Annotated in this window: 18 protein-coding genes and 4 tRNA genes; 7 read left to right on the top strand and 15 right to left on the bottom strand. The window is 56.6% G+C overall.

All coding sequences use genetic code 11. The annotated features are described in order from the left end of the window. Positions 1–29 precede the first annotated feature (29 nt). From ACN08V_RS05570 to ACN08V_RS05550, 5 genes are all read left to right on the top strand, one after another. Positions 30–1,031, top strand: coding sequence for an NUDIX hydrolase (locus tag ACN08V_RS05570; protein ID WP_419104834.1), 1,002 nt, complete (start codon positions 30–32; stop codon positions 1,029–1,031). Between the two features lie 55 nt (positions 1,032–1,086). Continuing rightward, a complete protein-coding gene (locus tag ACN08V_RS05565; RefSeq protein ID WP_419099245.1) occupies positions 1,087–1,905 on the top strand; it encodes a thymidylate synthase in 819 nt (272 codons plus the stop codon). Between the two features lie 9 nt (positions 1,906–1,914). Then, positions 1,915–2,511: a dihydrofolate reductase gene (locus tag ACN08V_RS05560; protein WP_419104833.1), complete on the top strand. Its 597-nt coding sequence runs from the start codon at positions 1,915–1,917 to the stop codon at positions 2,509–2,511. Between the two features lie 84 nt (positions 2,512–2,595). Beyond that, complete coding sequence (gene asd / locus ACN08V_RS05555) at positions 2,596–3,735, top strand: aspartate-semialdehyde dehydrogenase (RefSeq protein WP_419099243.1); 1,140 nt, start codon at positions 2,596–2,598, stop codon at positions 3,733–3,735. A 9-nt stretch (positions 3,736–3,744) separates the two neighbouring features. Beyond that, positions 3,745–4,182, top strand: a complete 438-nt coding sequence (locus ACN08V_RS05550) for a GntR family transcriptional regulator (protein WP_419099242.1) — start codon at positions 3,745–3,747, stop codon at positions 4,180–4,182. Positions 4,183–4,241: 59 nt separating this feature from the next. Here the strand turns inward: ACN08V_RS05550 and ACN08V_RS05545 are convergent, their stop codons facing one another. The 10 genes from ACN08V_RS05545 to ACN08V_RS05500 form a co-directional block, all read right to left on the bottom strand. Continuing rightward, positions 4,242–4,652 (bottom strand): PGPGW domain-containing protein, encoded by a 411-nt coding sequence (locus ACN08V_RS05545; RefSeq protein WP_419104832.1) that lies wholly within the window; start codon positions 4,650–4,652, stop codon positions 4,242–4,244. Between the two features lie 16 nt (positions 4,653–4,668). After that, complete coding sequence (locus ACN08V_RS05540) at positions 4,669–5,760, bottom strand: UDP-N-acetylmuramate dehydrogenase (RefSeq protein ID WP_419104831.1); 1,092 nt, start codon at positions 5,758–5,760, stop codon at positions 4,669–4,671. A 90-nt stretch (positions 5,761–5,850) separates the two neighbouring features. Next, positions 5,851–7,086, bottom strand: coding sequence for an MFS transporter (locus ACN08V_RS05535; protein ID WP_419104830.1), 1,236 nt, complete (start codon positions 7,084–7,086; stop codon positions 5,851–5,853). 205 nt (positions 7,087–7,291) lie between these two features. Beyond that, positions 7,292–7,756: a MaoC family dehydratase gene (locus tag ACN08V_RS05530; RefSeq protein ID WP_419104829.1), complete on the bottom strand. Its 465-nt coding sequence runs from the start codon at positions 7,754–7,756 to the stop codon at positions 7,292–7,294. Continuing rightward, positions 7,753–8,202, bottom strand: a complete 450-nt coding sequence (locus tag ACN08V_RS05525; protein ID WP_419104828.1) for an FAS1-like dehydratase domain-containing protein — start codon at positions 8,200–8,202, stop codon at positions 7,753–7,755. The genes ACN08V_RS05530 and ACN08V_RS05525 overlap by 4 nt, the downstream gene beginning before the upstream one ends. 153 nt (positions 8,203–8,355) lie before the next feature. Next, positions 8,356–8,427, bottom strand: a tRNA-Thr gene (locus ACN08V_RS05520). A gap of 1 nt (position 8,428) precedes the next feature. Continuing rightward, positions 8,429–8,502: transfer RNA gene (locus tag ACN08V_RS05515), tRNA-Met, on the bottom strand. Positions 8,503–8,533: 31 nt separating this feature from the next. Further along, positions 8,534–8,605 (bottom strand) — tRNA-Thr (locus ACN08V_RS05510). 234 nt (positions 8,606–8,839) lie between these two features. Then, on the bottom strand, positions 8,840–10,747 hold the full coding sequence (locus ACN08V_RS05505) for a DEAD/DEAH box helicase (RefSeq protein ID WP_419104827.1): 1,908 nt from the start codon (positions 10,745–10,747) through the stop codon (positions 8,840–8,842). 342 nt (positions 10,748–11,089) lie between these two features. Next, on the bottom strand, positions 11,090–12,694 hold the full coding sequence (locus tag ACN08V_RS05500; RefSeq protein WP_419104826.1) for a DUF2079 domain-containing protein: 1,605 nt from the start codon (positions 12,692–12,694) through the stop codon (positions 11,090–11,092). Between the two features lie 104 nt (positions 12,695–12,798). Here ACN08V_RS05500 and ACN08V_RS05495 point away from each other — a divergent pair, with 104 nt between their 5' ends. Next, positions 12,799–13,809, top strand: coding sequence for a DNA-3-methyladenine glycosylase family protein (locus tag ACN08V_RS05495; protein ID WP_419104825.1), 1,011 nt, complete (start codon positions 12,799–12,801; stop codon positions 13,807–13,809). A 78-nt stretch (positions 13,810–13,887) separates the two neighbouring features. On the opposite strand, the gene trxA is transcribed toward ACN08V_RS05495, so the two are convergent. The 3 genes from trxA to ACN08V_RS05480 all read right to left on the bottom strand — a co-directional run bounded on the left by trxA (position 13,888) and on the right by ACN08V_RS05480 (position 15,019). Further along, a complete protein-coding gene (gene trxA / locus ACN08V_RS05490) occupies positions 13,888–14,271 on the bottom strand; it encodes a thioredoxin (protein ID WP_419099233.1) in 384 nt (127 codons plus the stop codon). A 115-nt stretch (positions 14,272–14,386) separates the two neighbouring features. Continuing rightward, positions 14,387–14,468: transfer RNA gene (locus ACN08V_RS05485), tRNA-Tyr, on the bottom strand. A gap of 164 nt (positions 14,469–14,632) precedes the next feature. Further along, positions 14,633–15,019: a hypothetical protein gene (locus tag ACN08V_RS05480; protein WP_419104824.1), complete on the bottom strand. Its 387-nt coding sequence runs from the start codon at positions 15,017–15,019 to the stop codon at positions 14,633–14,635. A gap of 177 nt (positions 15,020–15,196) precedes the next feature. On the opposite strand from ACN08V_RS05480, the gene ACN08V_RS05475 reads away from it, so the two are divergent. Continuing rightward, positions 15,197–15,688, top strand: coding sequence for a YajQ family cyclic di-GMP-binding protein (locus tag ACN08V_RS05475; RefSeq protein ID WP_419099231.1), 492 nt, complete (start codon positions 15,197–15,199; stop codon positions 15,686–15,688). 119 nt (positions 15,689–15,807) lie between these two features. On the opposite strand, the gene htpX is transcribed toward ACN08V_RS05475, so the two are convergent. Together htpX and ACN08V_RS05465 are read right to left on the bottom strand one after the other, a co-directional pair. Beyond that, positions 15,808–16,704: a zinc metalloprotease HtpX gene (htpX, locus tag ACN08V_RS05470; RefSeq protein WP_419104823.1), complete on the bottom strand. Its 897-nt coding sequence runs from the start codon at positions 16,702–16,704 to the stop codon at positions 15,808–15,810. 142 nt (positions 16,705–16,846) lie between these two features. Continuing rightward, a complete protein-coding gene (locus ACN08V_RS05465; RefSeq protein WP_419104822.1) occupies positions 16,847–19,315 on the bottom strand; it encodes a sigma-70 family RNA polymerase sigma factor in 2,469 nt (822 codons plus the stop codon). Positions 19,316–19,461 lie beyond the last annotated feature (146 nt).

The following is a 19,461-nucleotide window of genomic DNA, read 5'->3' as shown; positions in this document are numbered from 1 at the left end:
AAATGCCCGCCCCACTATTGGAGCTCCACATGCCGCACACAGACACCTTTTACACCGCACACACAGCAGACGGGGAACTATCTATCCGCCGAGGTCCCCGCAACAAAGCCGCCGTCAATGCTGCTGGCGCGCTAATTTGGCGGCGTCACCACGACAAGCTCGAGGTACTCATCATTCACCGCCCCCGCTACGATGACTGGTCCTGGCCCAAGGGTAAGCAGGATCCGGGGGAAACACTGCCCGAGACCGCTGTGCGTGAGGTCCGTGAAGAAGTGGGTCTCCAAGTCACGCTAGGCGCACCGCTTGCGGTGACCGCCTATAAGGTCAAGGGAAAGCCCAAGGAGGTCTACTACTGGGCCGCTGAGCTCCCCGCTGGTGCACGGGCACAGGCTGATGAGGGTGAAGTTGATGAACTGCGCTGGGTAAGCCCCAAGCAGGCACGGGCGATGCTGACCAGCCCCACCGATCAGGAACCCCTGGATGCCCTGCTCCGTTTAGAGTCCGCTCAGGATCTCAAGACTCGCCCCGTAATTGTGATGCGGCATGCTAAGGCCAAGCCTCGTTCTAAGTGGGCAGGGGCAGAAGGCGAGCGCCCGCTGGCCGCTACAGGCAAGAGACAGGCTCTGGCTGTTGGGCGGTTATTACAGGCTTGGTCCCCTGAGCGGGTTGTTTCCTCGCCCTGGGTCAGGTGCATGCAAACGGTCTACCCTTATGCTAAGGCAAGTGGCCTGACCATTAAGGAAAAGCGAGGGCTGACAGAGGACAGTAATAGACGTTCACCCAAGCATGCGCGTAAAGTAGCAGAGTCGCTCTTTGAGAAGCGTGACCGTTCTGTTGTCTTGTGTACCCATCGTCCGGTACTTCCTACGGTCTTGGAGGTGCTGGGTGGGCATTTGGGCAAGTCTCTGCGCAAGCATCTGCCCGCTGCTGATCCCTACCTGAAGCCGGGTGAAATGTGGGTCATGCAGGTGTCAGTTACTCACCCTATGACCGTGGTTTCTTTAGAACAGATTAAGCCTTTTGATGACTGATTCCTTGAGGTGAGTGCCCCCGGCGCTCCCTGCCCCCTTGACTGAAAAGAAGATAATGACTGTTCCCACCCCCTACGAAGACCTACTTCGTGAGATTATGGCTACCGGCGATCTTAAGTCTGATCGCACCGGTACCGGCACCAAGAGTGTCTTTGGTCGCCAGCTGCGTTTTGACCTGGCGGAGAGTTTCCCGCTGATTACCACTAAACGGGTTCACTTTAAGTCGGTTGCTCTTGAGTTGCTCTGGTTTCTGCGGGGTGAGTCCAATGTGCGGTGGCTTCAGGAACGCGGTGTGAGTATTTGGGACGAGTGGGCTGATGAGGACGGCGAACTGGGCCCGGTCTACGGCGTACAGTGGCGTTCCTGGCCTGCCGGGGATGGGCAGACCATTGACCAGATTGCTAAGGTCATTGAGTCGCTCAAGACTAACCCTGATTCTCGTCGGCATATCGTCACGGCCTGGAACCCCGCTGAGGTCGATGATATGGCTCTGCCGCCTTGTCATGCGCTTTTCCAGTTCTACGTCAAGACCCGCCCGGACGGCACCCGTGAGCTCTCGTGCCAGCTCTACCAGCGGAGCGCCGATATGTTCTTGGGCGTTCCTTTCAACATCGCTTCCTACGCTCTGCTGACCCAGCTTATTGCCGGGCAGACGGGTATGGTTCCCGGTGAGTTTGTGTGGACCGGCGGGGACTGCCATATCTACTCCAACCACTATTGGCAGGTTGAGGAGCAGCTCAGCCGGCAACCCTACCCTTACCCCAAGCTGATCATCAAGAATAAGAAACCCTCCCTATTTGACTATGAGTTTGAGGACTTTGAACTGGTGGATTACCGGCACCACCCCACCATCAAAGCCCCTATCGCGGTCTAGGGGCAGGCTATGAGCGTAGCTGAAAGAGATTTGCCGGTACTGGGCGCCATCTGGGCCCAGGCGGGCAAGGGCGTGATTGGTCGGGCCGGTGATATGCCCTGGTACGCGCCCGAAGACCTAGCCCACTTCAAGCAGGTTACCTGGGGGTGCCCCGTGATTATGGGGCGCGCTACCTGGGAGTCCTTCCCGCCTCGTTTTCGTCCTTTACCGGGGCGTCCTAATATCGTTATTTCCTCCTCCCTTTCTGACCCCACCCTCCGCGACGGGGCTACCTGGGTGCCCTCCTTAGCCATAGCCCTTGAACAGGCGGCCCAGCTAGCACCCGATGCCACTGCCTATTGGGTGATTGGTGGCGGTCGTGTCTATGCGGAGGCTCTCACAGCTCGGAACCTGCCGCAGGTAGCTGGCGGTTGCGTGAGCCGAGTGGAAAGAACCGTCTTTGGCCTTGAATTAGAGGGCGACACCTACGCACCGGCTTTAGATGACCGCTGGGAATTACTTGCGTCCACCGATACGCTCACCAGCGTTAAAGGCTACGGCCTTGAAGCCACTGGTGATAAGGTCGCTCTACCCTACCGTTTTGAGAGCTGGCAGTTACAGGGGTAGCCTTTTCCCTGTCTACCTCGCTTTGGGCTGTAACACGAGGCTGTTCCCCTCACGCGTGCAGCGGAATAAAGCTAGACTGAAACCATGACTTTTACACCCGGTGATTCAGTAGGTTTTGTAGGCTACCGTGGCATGGTGGGCTCCGTCCTCATGCAGCGCATGCTCGAAGAAGGAGATTTTGAGGGTATTAGCCCCGTCTTCTTCTCTACCTCGCAGGCTGGTGCCCCCGCCCCTACCTTCGGCGGGGCCCTTGAAGAAGCCACTCTCAAAGACGCACACGACCTGGACGAGCTGCTTAAGCTCCCCGTGATTGTGACTGCTCAGGGTGGCGACTACACCAAGGCCGTTCATTCTGCTCTGCGGGAGCGCGGCTGGCAGGGTATCTGGATTGATGCAGCCTCCACCCTGCGCATGAACGATGATGCTGTGATTGTACTTGACCCCATTAACCGCGATGTTATTGACCGTGGCCTGGACTCTGGCGTCAAAGACTTTATCGGCGGCAACTGCACCGTCTCCTGCCTGCTCATGGGCTTAGGTGGCCTGTGGAAGCAGGGCCTGGTGGAGTGGGGTACTTCCATGACCTACCAGGCGGCTTCCGGTGGCGGTGCCCGCCACATGCGCGAGGTCCTCAAGCAGTTCGGTGACCTAAACGGCACCGTCAAGGCTGAACTGGCTGATCCCGCTTCAGCGATTCTTGAGATTGACCGCAAGATTCTGGACAAGCAACGTTCTGGCGAGCTGGACACCACCCAGTTCGGTGTACCGCTTGCAGGTTCCCTCATTCCCTGGATTGATTCAGACTTGGGCAAGGGGCAGTCTCGCGAAGAGTGGAAGGCAGAGGCTGAATCCAACAAGATTCTGGGCCTTGAAGGCGATAGCCGGGTCGCTCTTGACGGTCTGTGCGTCCGTATCGCAACCATGCGCTCCCACTCACAGGCACTCACCCTCAAGCTGACCGAAGACCTGACGGTTGAGGAAATTGAGAAGATCATTGATGAAGATAACCAGTGGTCCAAGGTAGTTCCCAACGAGCGCGAAGCAACTATGCGCGACCTTACCCCGGTAGCGGCCTCTGGCACCCTGGACATCCCGGTTGGCCGTATCCGCAAGCTGAGCATGGGACCTCAGTACATCAGTGCTTTCACTGTAGGTGACCAGCTCCTGTGGGGTGCCGCTGAGCCGGTGCGCCGCATGCTGAAGATTGCGACCGGCACCCTCTAAAATAGAGCTATGACCAAGCCTCAGATGCCCCCGATTCATGAGTCCCATCAGGAGCTCTGCGGGGGCATCCGTGCCTTAAACTTCAGGGTGGATAAGGCATCGGATGTTCCCCCCTATTCCCAGTTACGGCGCGCAATTATTGCGGCTAGATTTGATGGCCGCTTGGCGGCCGGTGACAGGTTACCCCCTATGCGGGCTTTGGCGGCAGAAACAGGTCTAGCAGTCAATACCGTGGCCAAGGCCTATAAGGAGCTTGAAGCTGCTGGGGCTATTGAAACCCACGGACGAGCCGGCTCCTTTATTACGGCCCTTGATTCCACGGCCCACAAGGCTCAAACACTTACCGAAAAGTATGTAACTGCCATGCGCAAGCTAGGCTACGAAGACCCCAAAATTCTTGAGATTATTGGCCATATGCTGGGGTTAGAAGAAGCATCAGAGGGCTAGCCCCTTACCTAAAAAGGGCCCATGCACCAGGTGGTGGTGCATGTGCCCTTTGAGCTGTTTTAGCGGCCGGGTTTGCTTGTGCGGTAGTGGCATCCGCTGGGGCAGTAGTGGCTATGGTTGCTTCGCTTAGCCCATCGTTGGGCAGTTTTACGCCGGTGCCTGCGGTGGCGAGCTGCTTCAAAGGACCGCCAGGTGGCAAGCACCTTGGCACGAACCCAGAGGTTGAGCCGGTGAGCCCAGTGAAACTCGGTACCCCAGAGGCTCATGCCCATGAAGATAAAGAGCCAGCCCGGCCCAGGGGTAACCAGCATGATGATGCCGGCAAGAATACAGAGAAAGCCCAGAAGAATGACCAGGGCCCGATAAAGCAAGAGGAAAAGAGGGTGACGGCCCATAAAAGCACGTACCCGCTGCATCCGCCGGTGCAAGAGACTCCCGTCGCTACCGGCAATTTCCCGTTCAAGGCTCATAGCGTAACGTCAGGGGCTAGAGTTCAAAACCAACGACAACGGGCTCAGCAACCAGATACACGCCAAAGCGTTCTTCAACACCGGCTCGCACAGCTCGCGCGATAGCGGCAATATCGGCTGTAGCCGCACCGCCTCGGTTAGTGATGGCCAGGGTGTGCTTGGTTGAAAGTGAGGCGCGACCGCCGGAAAGCTGCTGGGCCTGGCCCTCTAGACCAAAGCCTTTCTCAAAGCCAGCCTGCTGAATCAACCAGGCAGCACTGAGCTTGACCTTACCTTCAACCGTTTGGCCGGTGGCTGTGGTCACCGGGTAGCGGGGAGCGTCCTCGGGCAGAGTATCAAGGGCGGCGCTATCCACAATGGGGTTAGTGAAGAAAGAGCCGGTGGAGTAGGTATCGCGGTCTGCCGGGTCAAGAACCATGCCTTTCCCCGCGCGAAGACCCAGGACAGTCTTGCGCACCAGGGCAGAGCTGGCACGCTCCCCCACAGTAACGCCCAGCTGGCGGGCAAGCTCAGCGTAACGAATGGGGGCAGACATGCTACCGTGCGGTAGCTGAAAATCAACGGTCAGCACCACATAGCGGGGTGTGCCGTTGACGCTTGACTGCTTGAGGATTGAGTCACGGTAAGCGAACTTGAGGTCGGCGTTAGCGAAGGTTTTGTAATTGCCGGTTTGACGATCCCAGGTACGCACCGAAGCAATGGTGTGGGCGACCTCTGAGCCGTAAGCACCGACGTTCTGCACGGGGGTTGCGCCAACGGTACCGGGTATACCGGAAAGAGCCTCAATACCGGAGTACTGGCGTTCTACGGTGTAGGCGACGAAGGCATCCCAGTTGTGCCCTGCTTGCACGCGCAGGTTGGCGCCGCCGCAGGCGTAGTCACCGATATTTTCGATTCCCTCCGATGCGATGTGAAGCACCGTACCGGCAAAGCCCTCATCTGCCACCAGCAGGTTAGAACCGCCGCCGACAAGGAGCAGGTCCTCCCCTGCCTCATCGGCGGTGCGGAGAGCGGCGATAATTTCTTGTTCTGTTGTTGCGCGGACGTAGGTGCGGGCGGGGCCACCGACAGCGGCGGTGGTCAGTTCACTCAATAGCTTCTCAGTCACGGGTTCCATTCTACCGGCTGGTGGCAAGCCAGTATGTACTCATTCCTGGGTCCTTCCAGATAAGCTCCCTCTGAGCCTGCTGGGTGTTTGCTAGATCCTGATAGCAAGAAGCTCATCCCTATCTTTTCTGGGTGTCAGCTGGCTAGTCAGCACCAGCGAGAGCAGCACAAAAATAAGCACGGCAATCAGCCCCTTACGAATACCGAAGTGCTCGCCTAGTAAGCCCAGCAGGGGCGGGCCACCTAAGAAGGCTGTGTAACCGATGGTAGAGACAACCGATACCCGCACGGCGGCTTTCATCGGGTCGTCGGAGGCCGCCGACATACCGGTAGGGAACCCCAGAGAGGCTCCCAGACCCCAGATCAGCAAACCCACAAAACCGACCTGGACCTTGGGAGCAAAGATAAACAGGCTCAGGCCAGCGATTGCCAGGGAGCAGGTTATCCGCAAAATAAGTACCCGCCCGTACCTGTTGAGTAGTGCCGTCCCACCGAATCTGCCAACCATCATGGCCACTACAAAGGTGAAATAGCCCAGCGAGCCGATTGTCTTGCTGGTGCCGTAGTCATGGGTGAGGGCTAGGGCTACCCAGTCATTTGCTGAGCCCTCAGCCAAAGCTACACCCAGCACGAAAAGCCCAATCAGGATCGTGTGCTTATCTCGCCAGGCATCACGGACCTTATAGGCCCCAAGGGTTGCGAGCGCCTTGGTATCGTCCTGACCGTAATTTTCGGTCTGGCAGCGGGTTAGCGAGAATGCAACCAGCGCTGCCACCACCACCGCATAGCTCATCATATGGGCGACGAAGGGGAGCCCTAGCTGAGTGCCTAGAGCGCCCAGAGCTGCACCCATGACGGTGCCAATGGAGAAGAAGCCGTGCATAATCGGGGTGACGTACCGCCCCAGGGCTCGCTCGTTGGCGACCCCCTGCACGTTGGAGGCTACGTTCGACACTGCGCTCCCCAGCCCCTGAAGGCTCAGCCCCACCAGGGTCATGGGGACGCTCATATAGTAGACACCGCAACCGATCAGGGCCATACCGGTAACAGTTGTTGCGTAGGCGGCGGCTATACAGCGGATCGCGCCGAAGCGGGCTACCAGGGCACCGGAGAAGCTGACAGCGCAGAAGGAACCGGCGGTCATGCCCAGAAGGAGCAAACCCATAGGTCCGGAACTCAGATTCAGCCCGGTAGCTAGGTCGGGAAGACGGGTAAGTAGCGCCGAAACCACCAGGCCGCTGGCAAAGAAGAGACTAAGGACAGCCCGGTACCAGGTACGAATCTGGGTGTCAGTCAGCTGATAAGGGACTGTACTCGATGTGGGCATACCAGGGCGTTTTCTCTCGTTCTAATTCTTTGTGTCGGCTGTCTATTCTAGCGCTCTGCTCATGTACCCTAAGGGGGCATGATGGGGACACCTTGAGAAGTAAAACAGTAAGCACTCACGGTAGGCCGTCTCTCATTCACCGATATTAGTGGGGCCTTCCTCTTGCAAGAGGAGCACCCCTGGCATTTTTAGCCCCCTAAGGAGACTAGGCTAGCTGGACCAGCGCTTGGGCTTTCATGAGCACTTTCTGCTCTTTGCCCTGGGCGTCGGGGGCAGTGACGGTCAGGTCGACGCGGGCGGTGCGGTTTTCTTGGTCCAGGGCACCGATTTTACCGGCCACAGAAATGACGTTGCCGCCGCTGGCAGGTGAGCTCTCCCGCTCTGCGTCGGGTACCGGCACCGGCTTGGAGAAGCGGGTCTGGTAATCCACAATCGCACCGGCGTCCCCCACCCAGTTGGTCACCAGCTGGATAGCCACACCCATGGTAAACATACCGTGAGCAATCACCCCGGGTAGCCCCACCGCATTGGCAAAACGCTCGTTCCAGTGGATAGGGTTGAAGTCCCCTGAAGCACCGGCGTAGGCCACCAGATCTGCGCGGGTCACGGGAATCTGACAGGCACCAATCTCAGCACCCTTTTCTAGGGTCTCAAAAGTTATAGCAGTCATGAGTCCTCCGCCCGAACCAAAAGTGATGAGTAGCAGGTAGCTACTTTTTCACCGGAAACCGTGGTGATTTCTTCGCGGGTGCTAAGCATGGCCCCAGCCCCCATCACCCGCAGGCTATCAACGTGAACTTCAGTCAGGAGCTTATCGCCCGCTACGATGGGGCGGTGGTGGGTAAAGCGCTGGTCAGCGTGAACCACGCGGGAGAAATCGATACCAGCCTCGGGGTCAGTAATCAGAGCCGCGTCGGCCTTCTGCGCCAGAATAATGGCGAAAGTCGGTGGTGCTACCAGGTCGGTGTAGCCTGCTGCTTGGGCGGTCTGCAGATCGAAGTGCAGGGGGCTGGTCGCTTTAACAGCAGTCGCAAATTCACGGATTTTTTCACGGCCCACAGCGTAGGGCTCGGTGGGCGGGTAAAGGCGGCCCACAAGGTCTTGGTTAATAGCCATAGTCCTACTCTAGGCCCTAGGCTTCCACTCTTTAAAATATTTGCTAAATTTTCCCAAATTGTAGCCCTGTAGCGACTGCGGCCCTGGGCGCGAAAGAAGCCAGGGCGTAGAAAAAACCTCCCCAACCGTGAGATTGGAGAGGTTTTGAAGCTGAGCCCCGACCGGGAATCGATCCCGGGACCTCCATCTTACCAAGATGGCGCTCTACCACTGAGCTATCGGGGCGTAGCGGTGGACGGGCTCGATCCGTCGACCTCACGATTATGAGTCGTGCGCTCTAACCAGCTGAGCTACACCGCCATGTATGTGCCTTATTACGGGCTCATACCAGAGCCCCGACCGGGAATCGATCCCGGGACCTCCATCTTACCAAGATGGCGCTCTACCACTGAGCTATCGGGGCAACAGATAATACTCTACGGTACATCTGAGCCTGCGCGCAAACTGAAAGCCAGATTTTTCTGGGTGTTCTGAGGCACAGCCTTTTTCTTGTGTAAGCAAGGGCAGAAGAAGGCCCCCCTGCCCATCCCGAGGCTGGCATAACCAACTAAGGAATAGAAAGCCAGGAGGGGCTCCCCCTTACATTTCTACGAGAACGAGCCTTTCAAAAGTCTCTAGGTTCTCACGGCACAAAGGTTTAGAACTTCTTACGGCCCTTTTTCTTACCGCCGAAGCCGCCACGGTCATCACGGTCATAGCGCTTACCAAAGCCACCGCGGTCCTCACGATCAAACTTCTTACCACCGAAACCGCCGCCGCCCTTGGGGCCACGGTCGCGCTTGATGTTGATGAACTCGCCAGCAACCTGGGTGTCACGCAGGCGGTCAAAGAAGTCACGGGGTAGCTCAGCCTCAGGCAGGCCCACAATGGTGAAGTGCTGGCGGATATCAATCGAACCGATCTGCTTACCGGTCAGGCCACCCTCATTGGTGAGGGCACCCACGATAGCTGCGGGCGAAACGCGTGATGCGCGGCCTACGTTGAGCTTGAAATCAACCATGCCTTCGTCCTTGTGGCGGCGGCCGCCACGGGGCTTATCATCACGGTCAAAGCCGCGGTCATCACGATCGCGGGTCTTGCGCTTGGGCTCAGGAGTTTCTTCGGCCAGGAAGGGGCGACCCTGCTGGGCGATAACAGCCAGTGCAGCTGCAATCTCTTCGCCTTCGACGTCGTGTTCCAGAGCGTAAGCATCAATGAGGGTACGGAAGAAGCTCAGGTCTTCACTCTCAATGGTGTCAGTAATCTGCTGAGCAAAGCGCTGCTTGCGGGTGTCGTTGACGTCGTCAACAGTGGGCATGTGCATCTGCTCAACCTGCTGGCGGGTAGCCTTTTCAATCTGGCGGAGCATGTACTTTTCACGAGGGGTCATGAAGAGGATAGCTTCGCCTGCACGGCCTGCACGGCCGGTACGGCCAATACGGTGCACGTAGGACTCAGTATCGTGAGGAATGTCGAAGTTAACAACCAGTGAGATACGCTCAACGTCTAGGCCACGGGCCGCAACGTCGGTCGCAACCAGGATATCGATACGGCCTTGGCGCAGAGCCTCAACGGTTCGTTCACGCTGAGCCTGGGGAATGTCACCGTTGATGGCGGCGGCCTGGAAGCCACGAGCCTTGAGCTTTTCAGCTACTTCTTCGGTTTCTTTCTTGGTGCGTACGAAGGCGATGATGCCGTCGTAGTCCTCAACCTCAAGCACGCGGGTCATTGCCTCGAGCTTGTGGGAGTGCATGACCTGCATGTAGCGCTGACGGATATTGGCGCTGGTGGTGGTCTTAGACTTGACGCTTACTTCAACGGGGTTGTTGAGGTACTTCTCCGCAATCTTGCGAATAGTCTTGGGCATGGTGGCGCTGAAGAGGGCTACCTGCTTGGTGTCAGGAGTTTCTGACAGGATTGATTCAACGTCCTCGGCAAAACCCATGCGGAGCATCTCGTCGGCCTCATCAAGTACCAGGTACTGGAGGTTTGAGAGGTCCAGGGAGCCCTTCTTGAGGTGGTCAATGACACGGCCGGGAGTACCGACAACAACCTGTGCGCCGCGCTTGAGGCCGGCTAGCTGGGGGCCGTAGGGTGAGCCGCCGTAGACGGGAAGAACGGTAAAGTTCTCCATGTCGGTGGCGTAAGAAGAGAAAGCTTCTGCTACCTGTAGAGCCAGTTCACGGGTGGGTGCAAGAACCAGAACCTGGGTGTCCTTGGAAACACCATTGACGTCGGCGAGCTCAGCCAAGGTGGACAGGGCAGGCAGCGCGAAAGCAGCGGTTTTACCGGTACCGGTCTGTGCCAGGCCAACAACATCGCGACCTTCAAGAAGTAGGGGGATAGTCTGTGCCTGGATGGGTGAGGGCTTTTCGTAGCCTACCTTTTCCAGTGCCGCGAGGACGCGTGCATCCAGGCCTAGATCAGTGAAGCGGATACCCTCGTCATCAGACTTTTCGGTCTGAGTTTTGGGGGCAGTATGGGTGTCTACAACCGGTTCCTGGAAGACAGGTTCAGTTGCGGTTTCTGCGTTCACAGCAGTATTTTCAGTCAATGTATTCCTCATCGAGTGGGGTTGTGCACGCACCGGTTTTGTGTGGTGCGTTTACGGGTTTCCCCGTGGAATGCTCGCGAGGGGCCTTACGCTTAGGTGAGGTCTTCGGTTCGTGGGCGCTGTAGCTAACTTGGGTTGCGCGCTTGGGCGAGCTGATTACACATCAGGTTCTCTATCGTTGGTTCAACGTTCTGCTTAGCCAAAGTATGGTCGTCGAACGCGCGTAGCCCTGTGATTAGTTGCCTAGCTGGGCGTGAGCGCTAAGAGAAAATTTCGGGGTTCCCGATTCTTACACTCTCAACTCTACCCTAGTTTGTAGGTTTTGGTTCCCCGTGGTGATAGAGGGTACAGCACTTAGTCGGCCCGGACGGCTATCTCAATTGTCCCGATGGTTCGGTAGGGCAGGTAGGCTGCTGACCCGTACCTGCCGGTGGCATAGGCTACGGCGCTCGAGGGCGGGTTGCTGCCCCATGCGCTCCCCATACGGTCGATGACCACATAATCTGGGGCGGGTTCACCGGAGTGTCCGATCCAGTAGGCGGTGTGTTCTGGGACCAGGTAGGTCAGTACCGAGAGGTCAGCGGCCACGGTACTTCCCTGTGGAATAGCCGCTACAGCTTCTGCTTTCATCTCATCGGTCAAGCTGAGCGTGGAGCTAGCAAAACTAGGTTGGCCCAGCTGGGCAAGAGGCTGCCAGGGCAGGGTTCCTAAAGCAATAAGCAGGGTGAGAGCGGGCAAGATAATAGGTGCCTGATGCTTCATTCCATCCAGGAGCGACCTGCGGGTACCAGCCAGCGGGCCCTTGCCGAGGGGGCGGGCAGGAACCTGAGTACCTGCCTGCGCCCGGGCCAGAGTGTCCAGCAGGGCGGTGAAGATGATGGGCATGAGAACCAGGTTGTAGTGCCAGGTAGGTTCCCAGTAGCCTTCTTGCGGTGAGAGCAAGCGCCAGATAAGAGTCGGTACCGCCACCCAGGCAATGGGGCTAATAGCCCAGGCTAGAACCCCCGTGAGTAGGAGTAGACCGAGAGTTGCGCTTTTCTGCCAGGGGTAAAAGAGCTGGGCGAATGCTCCCAGGGGGTCTCCTAGAGCGGCGGCGACGTCAAGCTTATCGGAGTAGTCGAAGACTCCCCCTGTGTTGAAGTAAGGCAGGATCAGCCCGATAGCAAGCAGGGGCCAGATCAGCCCCCAGAGGGTAAGCAGACTAGCTTCCGCCACAGCCGGGGTGCTCATCCAAGAACGCAGGAGCGTTTTGCTCCGTTGTGTCAGAGTTGCCGGAGCAGCGCTTGCAAGAGGAAAGAGGATTCCTGCAGCTGTGCGGAACCATCCTGTTCGCCAAAGAATAACCAGACCGATAGCAAGAACCGTAATTCCCATGTCCTCTTTGACAAACACCAAGGGGAATGCCCAGTAGACAGCCCGGCGTAAAAAGGGGCCGCGCTCGGTTTCAAGCCGCATGATCGCTAGGTTGCCCAGGCTCATGACCAGGAAGGGTAGGGCGAAAGCTACTTCGTGGAATTGAACAGAGACAGCTTGCTGGATACCGAAGCTCAGGGCGTAGGCTAGCCCGAGTGTAAGAGCCGCCCAGGGCTTCACTATTTTTTGGGCAAACCTGATCAGCAAATAGACAGAGAGAGCGACCAGTCCGTTTTGCACATAGAGCAGGGTCGCTGGGCTGGGCCATAACCAGTAAAAGGGGGTCAGGGCAATGGTAATGGGGTGAAAGTGGTCCCCCAGGAGGTTAAAGCCCTCCCCCTTGATAGGAACAATAGGGGCCTGACCTTGGGAGTAGGCTTTGGCAAGCTGGGCGAAGATTCCTAAATCCCAGGAGGGCACAAGATAGTGCCGCCACTGGAACCAGGAGTAAGTGCTGTAGAGACCAAAGACTGCCAGAGCTAGGGTTGTTGCGGCAATTCGCGCAGGAACCGGCTGGGGGTGTTCAAGCAGTTTCTTAATGGCCATTGTTCTTCTCTGTTGGGGTGCAGTCTTTGGTAAGTATAGACAGTCGAGCTGAGTAAGACTTATCGGGTCTTCCAATATGCCCGGCACATGAGACGATAGAAAACATGTTGCGCGCCTCTTTTGTTCTGGAACCAACCCATGCGGTGCACCTGGGACAGACTTTTGCACCCTTGCAAAGAGGCCAGGCTGATCCGCTGATGCGAGCGGTTTCCACCCCCGCCGAGACCATCCACTGGGCAAGTGCTCATGAGCAAGGCATCAATATCCTCCTTCGGTGTGCACGCCTAGCAGGGGCGGGTCTATCTGCCCCGTTCAATGTGACGCTGTGGGCACCCGGTCCCTCCTCGTCCACACATTCAGGAACCCTCTCCCCAGCCAGCGCTTTGGAAGCCTTCGCTGAAAAGGTTGGAGGCTGGGTAGGCGAGAATGACTGCTGGTCGCCCTTCTATGCTTCCCCTGCCTGGCAACAACTACCCGAACGCCTCAAGCAGGCAAGGGCAGAGGCTCCGGGTCTAAGACTCCCCTCCATTGGCCTGCTTTCCCAAAATCTTCTGCTCGCTATCTCAGAACAGCGGGTAACTGGTATAGAGGCGATGGGAGGTATGCGGGCGCTCCTTGGCCGATACGGCCAGCAGGCCCCTCAGACCGGCTACCCCGATCAGCCGGCGGATTTGCTCTTTTTTCCCCCGGCTGATGTCTTTGCGCAGATTCCTGAGTGGGACTACCACCGGGCTGGTTTTGACCGTTCGCGCTCCTCTACTATGGTCCATTATGCGCGCCAAGCCGCCTCTTTCGAACGGTTTGCGGAAGAAAGCACTACAGGGGAGCTGGCCCAGGTTCTTGCTGGGATACCGGGTGTCGGCCCGTGGACAGTTGCAGAAACACTCCAGCGGTACTGCGGCCACCCCGATGCCGTCAGTGTGGGTGACTACCATTTAGCCCACCACCTTACCTACGCCTTTGACGGGGTCCGCGGCGATGACCACCGCATGTTAGAACTCCTAGCCCCTTATGCCGGGCATCGGCAACGAGTGGTCAGCCTCATTAAAGCCACCGGTATCCACGAACCCCGCAGGGCGCCCCGCTACGCCCCGCAAGACTTCCGTTCCTTCTAGCTCCACGACATAGCAAAGCCATCGAACTCCCCTGCTGGGGGAGCCCGATGGCTAAGGTCTATAAGTATTTTTTGAAGCTTAGTTTTCTTCGGCCTGCTGAGCGGCTTCTGCCTCAGCAACCTGCTTGTGAACCTCAGCCATGTCCAAGCCCTTAACCGCCTCAATGATCTGGTCGAACTGTTGAGCGTTCAGCGCACCGGGCTGGGAGAACACAAGGACACCCTCGCGGAAACCCATCACAGTAGGAATTGAGGTGATGTTGGCGGCCGCGGCCAGCTGCTGCTGATCTTCGGTATCGACCTTGCCAAAGGTAATCTCGGGGTGCTTCTCAGAGGCTTCCTCAAAAATGGGGCCAAACTGCTTGCAGGGGCCACACCATTCAGCCCAGAAGTCGAGGAAGAGGATATCTGATGATTCGACCTGCTGGGTGAGGTTTTCCTGGGTAATTTCAATGGTTGCCATGATGAACACGCTACCCCTTTTACCCCTGCATGTCTAAAGCCCGGTGCCAGTTTCTCTGATAATGAAGAGGAGTTAACAAAAAATCCCATCTCGTGATGAGATGGGATTTTCGCTGTGGCAGATGAGGGATTTGAACCCCCGTAGGCAATGCCAGCTGATTTACAGTCAGCCCCCTTTGGCCGCTCGGGTAATCTGCCGTATTCAATTTCTTGAATCATTCGTATCAACGAACAGTAGACTACTTTACACACTTTTGCCACGGTTGCCAACTTGGCACCCCTTTTTGTTGCCAAGCCCACTTCTAGAAAGAAGGAGCTCCTGCAGTCATGACTGCAGGAGCTAGTGAGCATATTGTTTTCCGCTAGGACGTCAGTGCGGATTCCTGCTCTAAAAGAAGCGTGATTTCAAGGTTCTCCAAGTAGGCGTAGGCTTGGTCCGGGGTACACATGCCACCCTTGATTTCTCGCTCGAGATTCTCTTTAACACCCTCAAAACGAGCAATGATGGCAGGGTTCTTCAAGGTAGACCCTAGCTCGGGGGCAAAGAGTTCCGCTTGCTTATGCTCTGCCCCAGCGTTGGGAAGAGCTTCAAAGAGGAAATCGTCTGCAGACAGATCTGCCATGAGCGCTTCATAAGCCCTCTGCATGCTTTCGTCTGTTACTGCAGTTATCTGGTGCGCCGCCGGAGTGGTTCCTGAGCCGGACGGTATTCCGGCTTGAGCGTGGGCAGCTGTTTTCTTTTCAGCCATACTTTCATCCTTTCAAAGCAAAATGAAGTTTTGCTGAGAATGGAGTCACATTTTTATAACGATTCTAGAAATATGCTGACAGCCACTCTAACAGGGTACGGTTATAGTGAGAAGCACTCAGGTTCAAAAACCTTGTGCCCCAGTCCCTGACTATTACTTACGAAAGAGGTGCCCTGCATGGCAAGCGACTCATCATTTGACGTTGTATCTAAGGTCGATAAGCAGGAAGTTTCCAACGCGCTCAACCAGGCCCAGAAAGAAGTAGCCCAGCGCTATGATTTCCGTGGCGTTGGCGCTGAGATTGATTTTTCTGGCGAAAAGATTCTGATTAAGGCTAATTCTGAAGAACGTGCCCTAGCTGTTCTTGATGTCTTCCAGTCCAAGCTGGTTAAACGCGGAATTTCTCTTAAGTCCCTGGATTCCGGTGACCCCTATGCTTCGGGCAAGGAGTACCGCATTGAGTCTTCTATCAAAGAAGGTATTGCCCAGGACCAGGCCAAGAAAATCACCAAGCTGATTCGTGAAGAAGGGCCCAAGAGCGTCAAGGCAACCATCCAGGGTGACGAGCTCCGTGTCTCATCTAAGTCACGTGATGATCTGCAGGATGTTATCGCCCTGCTGAAGGGTGCTGACCTCGAAGTTGATCTCCAGTTTGTCAACTACCGCTAGGTTTTAGCCCGCGCTTCACTCAAGCACATAGAAGGTGCCCTCTGTTCTTTGAAACAGAGGGCACCTTTCCCTAGGCAGGGCAAAATATTCACCCGCTTACTGACGCGAAAACGGCAGGGCTAGATTTGCCCCTTGGCGCGCGCCATCGCTTCAAGTCTGGCGATGCGGTCAGCCATGGGAGGGTGCGACGCCATCAGGTTCTGAATCTGACCCGCGCGGAAAGGGTTGGCGATCATCATCGAGGCTGTGCCAGCAACTTTAGGGTTCTCAGGGTCCAGGGGGTAGCGCGAGACACCGTTTTCAAGCTTGTGCAGTGCAGAGGCCAGAGCTAACGGGTCATCGGTGAGCTGGGAACCGTCTTGGTCGGCATCGTATTCTCGTGTGCGGCTAATAGCCATCTGCATTACGCCCGCCACCAGGGGTGCCATCACAGCAAGAAAGAGCGTGAAGATGAGCCCTCCACCGCCCCGGTTGTCATTGTTTCGGTTACCGCCAAACATCAGGCCAAAGCTCATGACCTGAGAGATGGTTCCCACAACAGAAGCCAAAGCCGCAGCGATGGAGCCAATCAAAATATCCCTGTTATAGACGTGCATCAGCTCATGCCCGATGACACCGCGCATCTCACGATGATCAAGGAGCTGCAAGATCCCCTCGGTGCAACAAACGGCCGCATTCTGGGGGTTACGCCCCGTAGCAAAAGCATTAGGGGTCAAGCTGGGAGCAACGTAGAGACGCGGCATTGGTTGATTGGCCTTGGCTGAGAGCTCCTCAACAATTTCGTAAAGACCGGGGACCTGATCGCGAGTCACGGGATAGGCGTTCATGGAACGGATAGCGATTTTATCGGAGTTCCAGTAGGAATAGGCCACCATGCCCACGCCCACCAGGCCCATAATCATAATCCACACAGAACTACGGGTATAGGCAGCTAGCCCCGCCCCAATGAGCAAGAGAAAACCGACCATCGAACCCAGTAAAAGAGCAGTTTTAAGCCCGTTGTTATGGCCGTGCACCCTATTACACCTTTCTCAGGAAAGTTATTGTTGCTTTATAGACTAGGGTCTTTAGCTGGGTAGAGGCTGTGCTTTTGCGAAGAGCATATTATGACCGGCCTAACTCATTCAGGAGGCAGGCCGGTCGCTATCTTAATGTCTCCTAGACGCAGGTAATCTCTGTAATCGCCTCTAGCCCAAAGTAGCTCTCTAGAACATAGAGCGCATAGGGGGAGTCAAGAATAATCTGCGGAATGTAGGTTCCGAAGCTGACCAGACTACCCGAATAGATATAGGTAATCCTGCACATACGGTTGTCATTGACTGGGCTACCGATTGTATCCCAGGGCACCTGCGCCATCCACTTGTAGTATTCGGGGGTTCCTACCCAGTCCTTGGGGTCGGGAACTCCAGGGTCACTTGGCTCAGCTGGGTCAGTTGGGTCGGTCGGTATAGAACGATCCACTGGAGTGTCAGGATCAGCAGGTTCTTTAGGCTCAACCGGGTCGCTTGGCTCAACAGGCTCTGTTGGTTCAACAGGCTCTGTTGGTTCAGCCGGGTCAGTTGGTTCAGCCGGGTCAGTTGGGTCAGCCGGGTCAGTTGGGTCAGCCGGGTCGGTCGGCTCAACAGGCTCAGTTGGTTCAGTTGGTTCAGCTGGGTCGCTTGGCTCAACAGGCTCAGTTGGCTCAGCTGGGTCGCTTGGTTCAGTTGGCTCAGCCGGGTCGGTCGGCTCAGCCGGGTCGGTCGGCTCAGCTGGGTCGCTTGGCTCAACAGGCTCTGTTGGCTCAACAGGCTCAGCTGGGTCGCTTGGTTCAGCTGGCTCAGCCGGGTCGGTCGGCTCAGCTGGGTCGGTCGGCTCAGCTGGGTCGGTTGGTTCAGCTGGCTCAGCCGGGTCGGTCGGCTCAGCTGGGTCGCTTGGCTCAACAGGCTCTGTTGGCTCAGCTGGGTCGCTTGGTTCAACCGGATTAGCCGGGTCAGCCGGGTCGCTTGGCTCAACAGGCTCTGTTGGTTCAGCCGGGTCGGTCGGCATAGAACGATCTACTGGAGTATCAGGATCGGCAGGAGCAACTGGCTGGGTACGGTCTACAGGATTAACAGGCGCTACAGATTCCCCCGGTGGCTGACTATCCACGGGCAAAGTTGATCTTACCGGGGTATCGCTCTCGGGCTCAGCTACCGGAGGCTGCTGAGTATCACCGGCTCCAGCGGCACCATCTGGCTGGTTTGAGAATACTAAAGAGCTCGCAAGATCGGCTGACTCCTTGGACGCCCCATGAGCCCCCATCGTGTCATCCTGCCAGGGACCGGTCAGAGCAGAGAGAGTCTGACCTTGAGGGATTTCCACCGATGGTCTTCTTATTACGCTAGTACCGGCTGAAGAGTCAGCGGCATCCCCAGCGCTTGCGCGACTGTGAGAGGCCTTCTGCCCCAGCTGCCCGCGCGGTGAAGCAGCAGAATCAAAAGTCTGGGTATCCACCAGCATGCTAGGCGCTGCTGCAGCAGGAGCCCTAAAAGATTCTACGGGGACGCTCGAGCCTGAGCTTTGGGGCGAATCAACAAGAGCATCAACGATGCCGCCTACCTCTTCCGAAGGGCTTGAAGCTGGTGCGGTTTCAAGCTGAGAATCGGCACTAATCACCGTTGAATTAGAGGACGAGCTATTGACCAGTGCTATGCCACCGGCCACCGCACCAATAGCGGTTACAGCGGCAGCGGCCCCCACCAGAGAGGGTTTGGAAGAAGCCCAACGTCCGGGGATCAAAGAGGCAAGCCCCGCTCCCCCACTGTGACTTGCACCAGCCAGGGCTAGGCTACCACCGGCGATGTACGGGAGAATAACCTTAGAACTGTCAGTAAGAATCGGCGTAAGCCCTGCAAGCACGGGGAAAACCCACGTGCGCATAGTCTTGTTGATACCGATCAGATTCAGGTATTCAGAAGAGCAAAATGAGCATGTTGAAAGGTGAGCTCGTAGAGTTTCGCTACGCTTCTTAGTCAGCGAGCCACGGACCATAGAGCTGAGGTGAGGTGAATACTGCGCGCACTCAGCAGTTTTGGGAGCGTGTTGATGTGCTCGCAGAAACCCCTCGCGAAGGCTTTCCCGTGCGCGAGCAGCTAGAGCGGAAACAGCATTAGCCGACAGGTTCAGAGCTGTAGCTACTTCACGGGGCTTTTTATTCTCAACCTCGGTCATCCACAGAACAGACTGCCAACGTTCCGGCAAACTGGTGAATGCAGAAATCAGTTCATCGGACTCATGCAGTTTAAGAACAGTCTCATCCAATGACCCAGCCAGCTCTAGGTCATGCTCTTCGCTCAGCACCTCTTTTTGCGCTATAAGACCGTTCTCAGCAGCCAGATGAGCGAGTGTTGTGGCAAGATATCCGCCCATGAAAGCGCGAGGGCCCTTGCCATTCTTAAGAGCCTGCAAAATTCTGACGAAGGCCTCAGATACGAGATCCTCTGACAGAGTCTGGTTTGAGGTATGCCTATAAGCAATAGCGCGCGCCATGACCACATAGCGCTCATACAAAACACCAAACGACTCAAGCTGACCCTGGCGAACTTCAGAAAGCAAAACTTCGTCGGCAGGGCCAGACTGGCCAGTTTGAGCAGAATTGTATGATCGCATAAATCTCCCCGTGTAGATACTAGCCGCGCTAAGGAAAACGACTTCCTTTCAGCTTATCGGGATTTTCTGCGTTACGGTATATTTCCCCAATATGTAAAGCGCATGCAGGCCATCACATACCGCATGCCCTCTTTAGCCCACGAACT

It is taken from the genome of Rothia sp. P5766 (assembly GCF_048513555.1).
Lineage (GTDB): Bacteria > Actinomycetota > Actinomycetes > Actinomycetales > Micrococcaceae > Rothia.
This window is presented reverse-complemented; position numbering and strand designations above follow the sequence as displayed.

Coding starts and splice junctions, on each gene's coding strand:
- ACN08V_RS05570 (WP_419104834.1), top strand. CDS start 30: ATGCCGCACACAGACACCTTTTACACCGCACACACAGCAGACGGGGAA.
- ACN08V_RS05465 (WP_419104822.1), bottom strand. CDS start 19,315: ATGCGATCATACAATTCTGCTCAAACTGGCCAGTCTGGCCCTGCCGAC.
- asd (WP_419099243.1), top strand. CDS start 2,596: ATGACTTTTACACCCGGTGATTCAGTAGGTTTTGTAGGCTACCGTGGC.
- ACN08V_RS05525 (WP_419104828.1), bottom strand. CDS start 8,202: ATGGCTATTAACCAAGACCTTGTGGGCCGCCTTTACCCGCCCACCGAG.
- ACN08V_RS05530 (WP_419104829.1), bottom strand. CDS start 7,756: ATGACTGCTATAACTTTTGAGACCCTAGAAAAGGGTGCTGAGATTGGT.
- ACN08V_RS05550 (WP_419099242.1), top strand. CDS start 3,745: ATGACCAAGCCTCAGATGCCCCCGATTCATGAGTCCCATCAGGAGCTC.
- ACN08V_RS05565 (WP_419099245.1), top strand. CDS start 1,087: ATGACTGTTCCCACCCCCTACGAAGACCTACTTCGTGAGATTATGGCT.
- trxA (WP_419099233.1), bottom strand. CDS start 14,271: ATGGCAACCATTGAAATTACCCAGGAAAACCTCACCCAGCAGGTCGAA.
- ACN08V_RS05480 (WP_419104824.1), bottom strand. CDS start 15,019: ATGGCTGAAAAGAAAACAGCTGCCCACGCTCAAGCCGGAATACCGTCC.
- ACN08V_RS05545 (WP_419104832.1), bottom strand. CDS start 4,652: ATGAGCCTTGAACGGGAAATTGCCGGTAGCGACGGGAGTCTCTTGCAC.
- ACN08V_RS05500 (WP_419104826.1), bottom strand. CDS start 12,694: ATGGCCATTAAGAAACTGCTTGAACACCCCCAGCCGGTTCCTGCGCGA.
- ACN08V_RS05505 (WP_419104827.1), bottom strand. CDS start 10,747: ATGAGGAATACATTGACTGAAAATACTGCTGTGAACGCAGAAACCGCA.
- ACN08V_RS05560 (WP_419104833.1), top strand. CDS start 1,915: ATGAGCGTAGCTGAAAGAGATTTGCCGGTACTGGGCGCCATCTGGGCC.
- ACN08V_RS05495 (WP_419104825.1), top strand. CDS start 12,799: ATGTTGCGCGCCTCTTTTGTTCTGGAACCAACCCATGCGGTGCACCTG.
- ACN08V_RS05535 (WP_419104830.1), bottom strand. CDS start 7,086: ATGCCCACATCGAGTACAGTCCCTTATCAGCTGACTGACACCCAGATT.
- ACN08V_RS05475 (WP_419099231.1), top strand. CDS start 15,197: ATGGCAAGCGACTCATCATTTGACGTTGTATCTAAGGTCGATAAGCAG.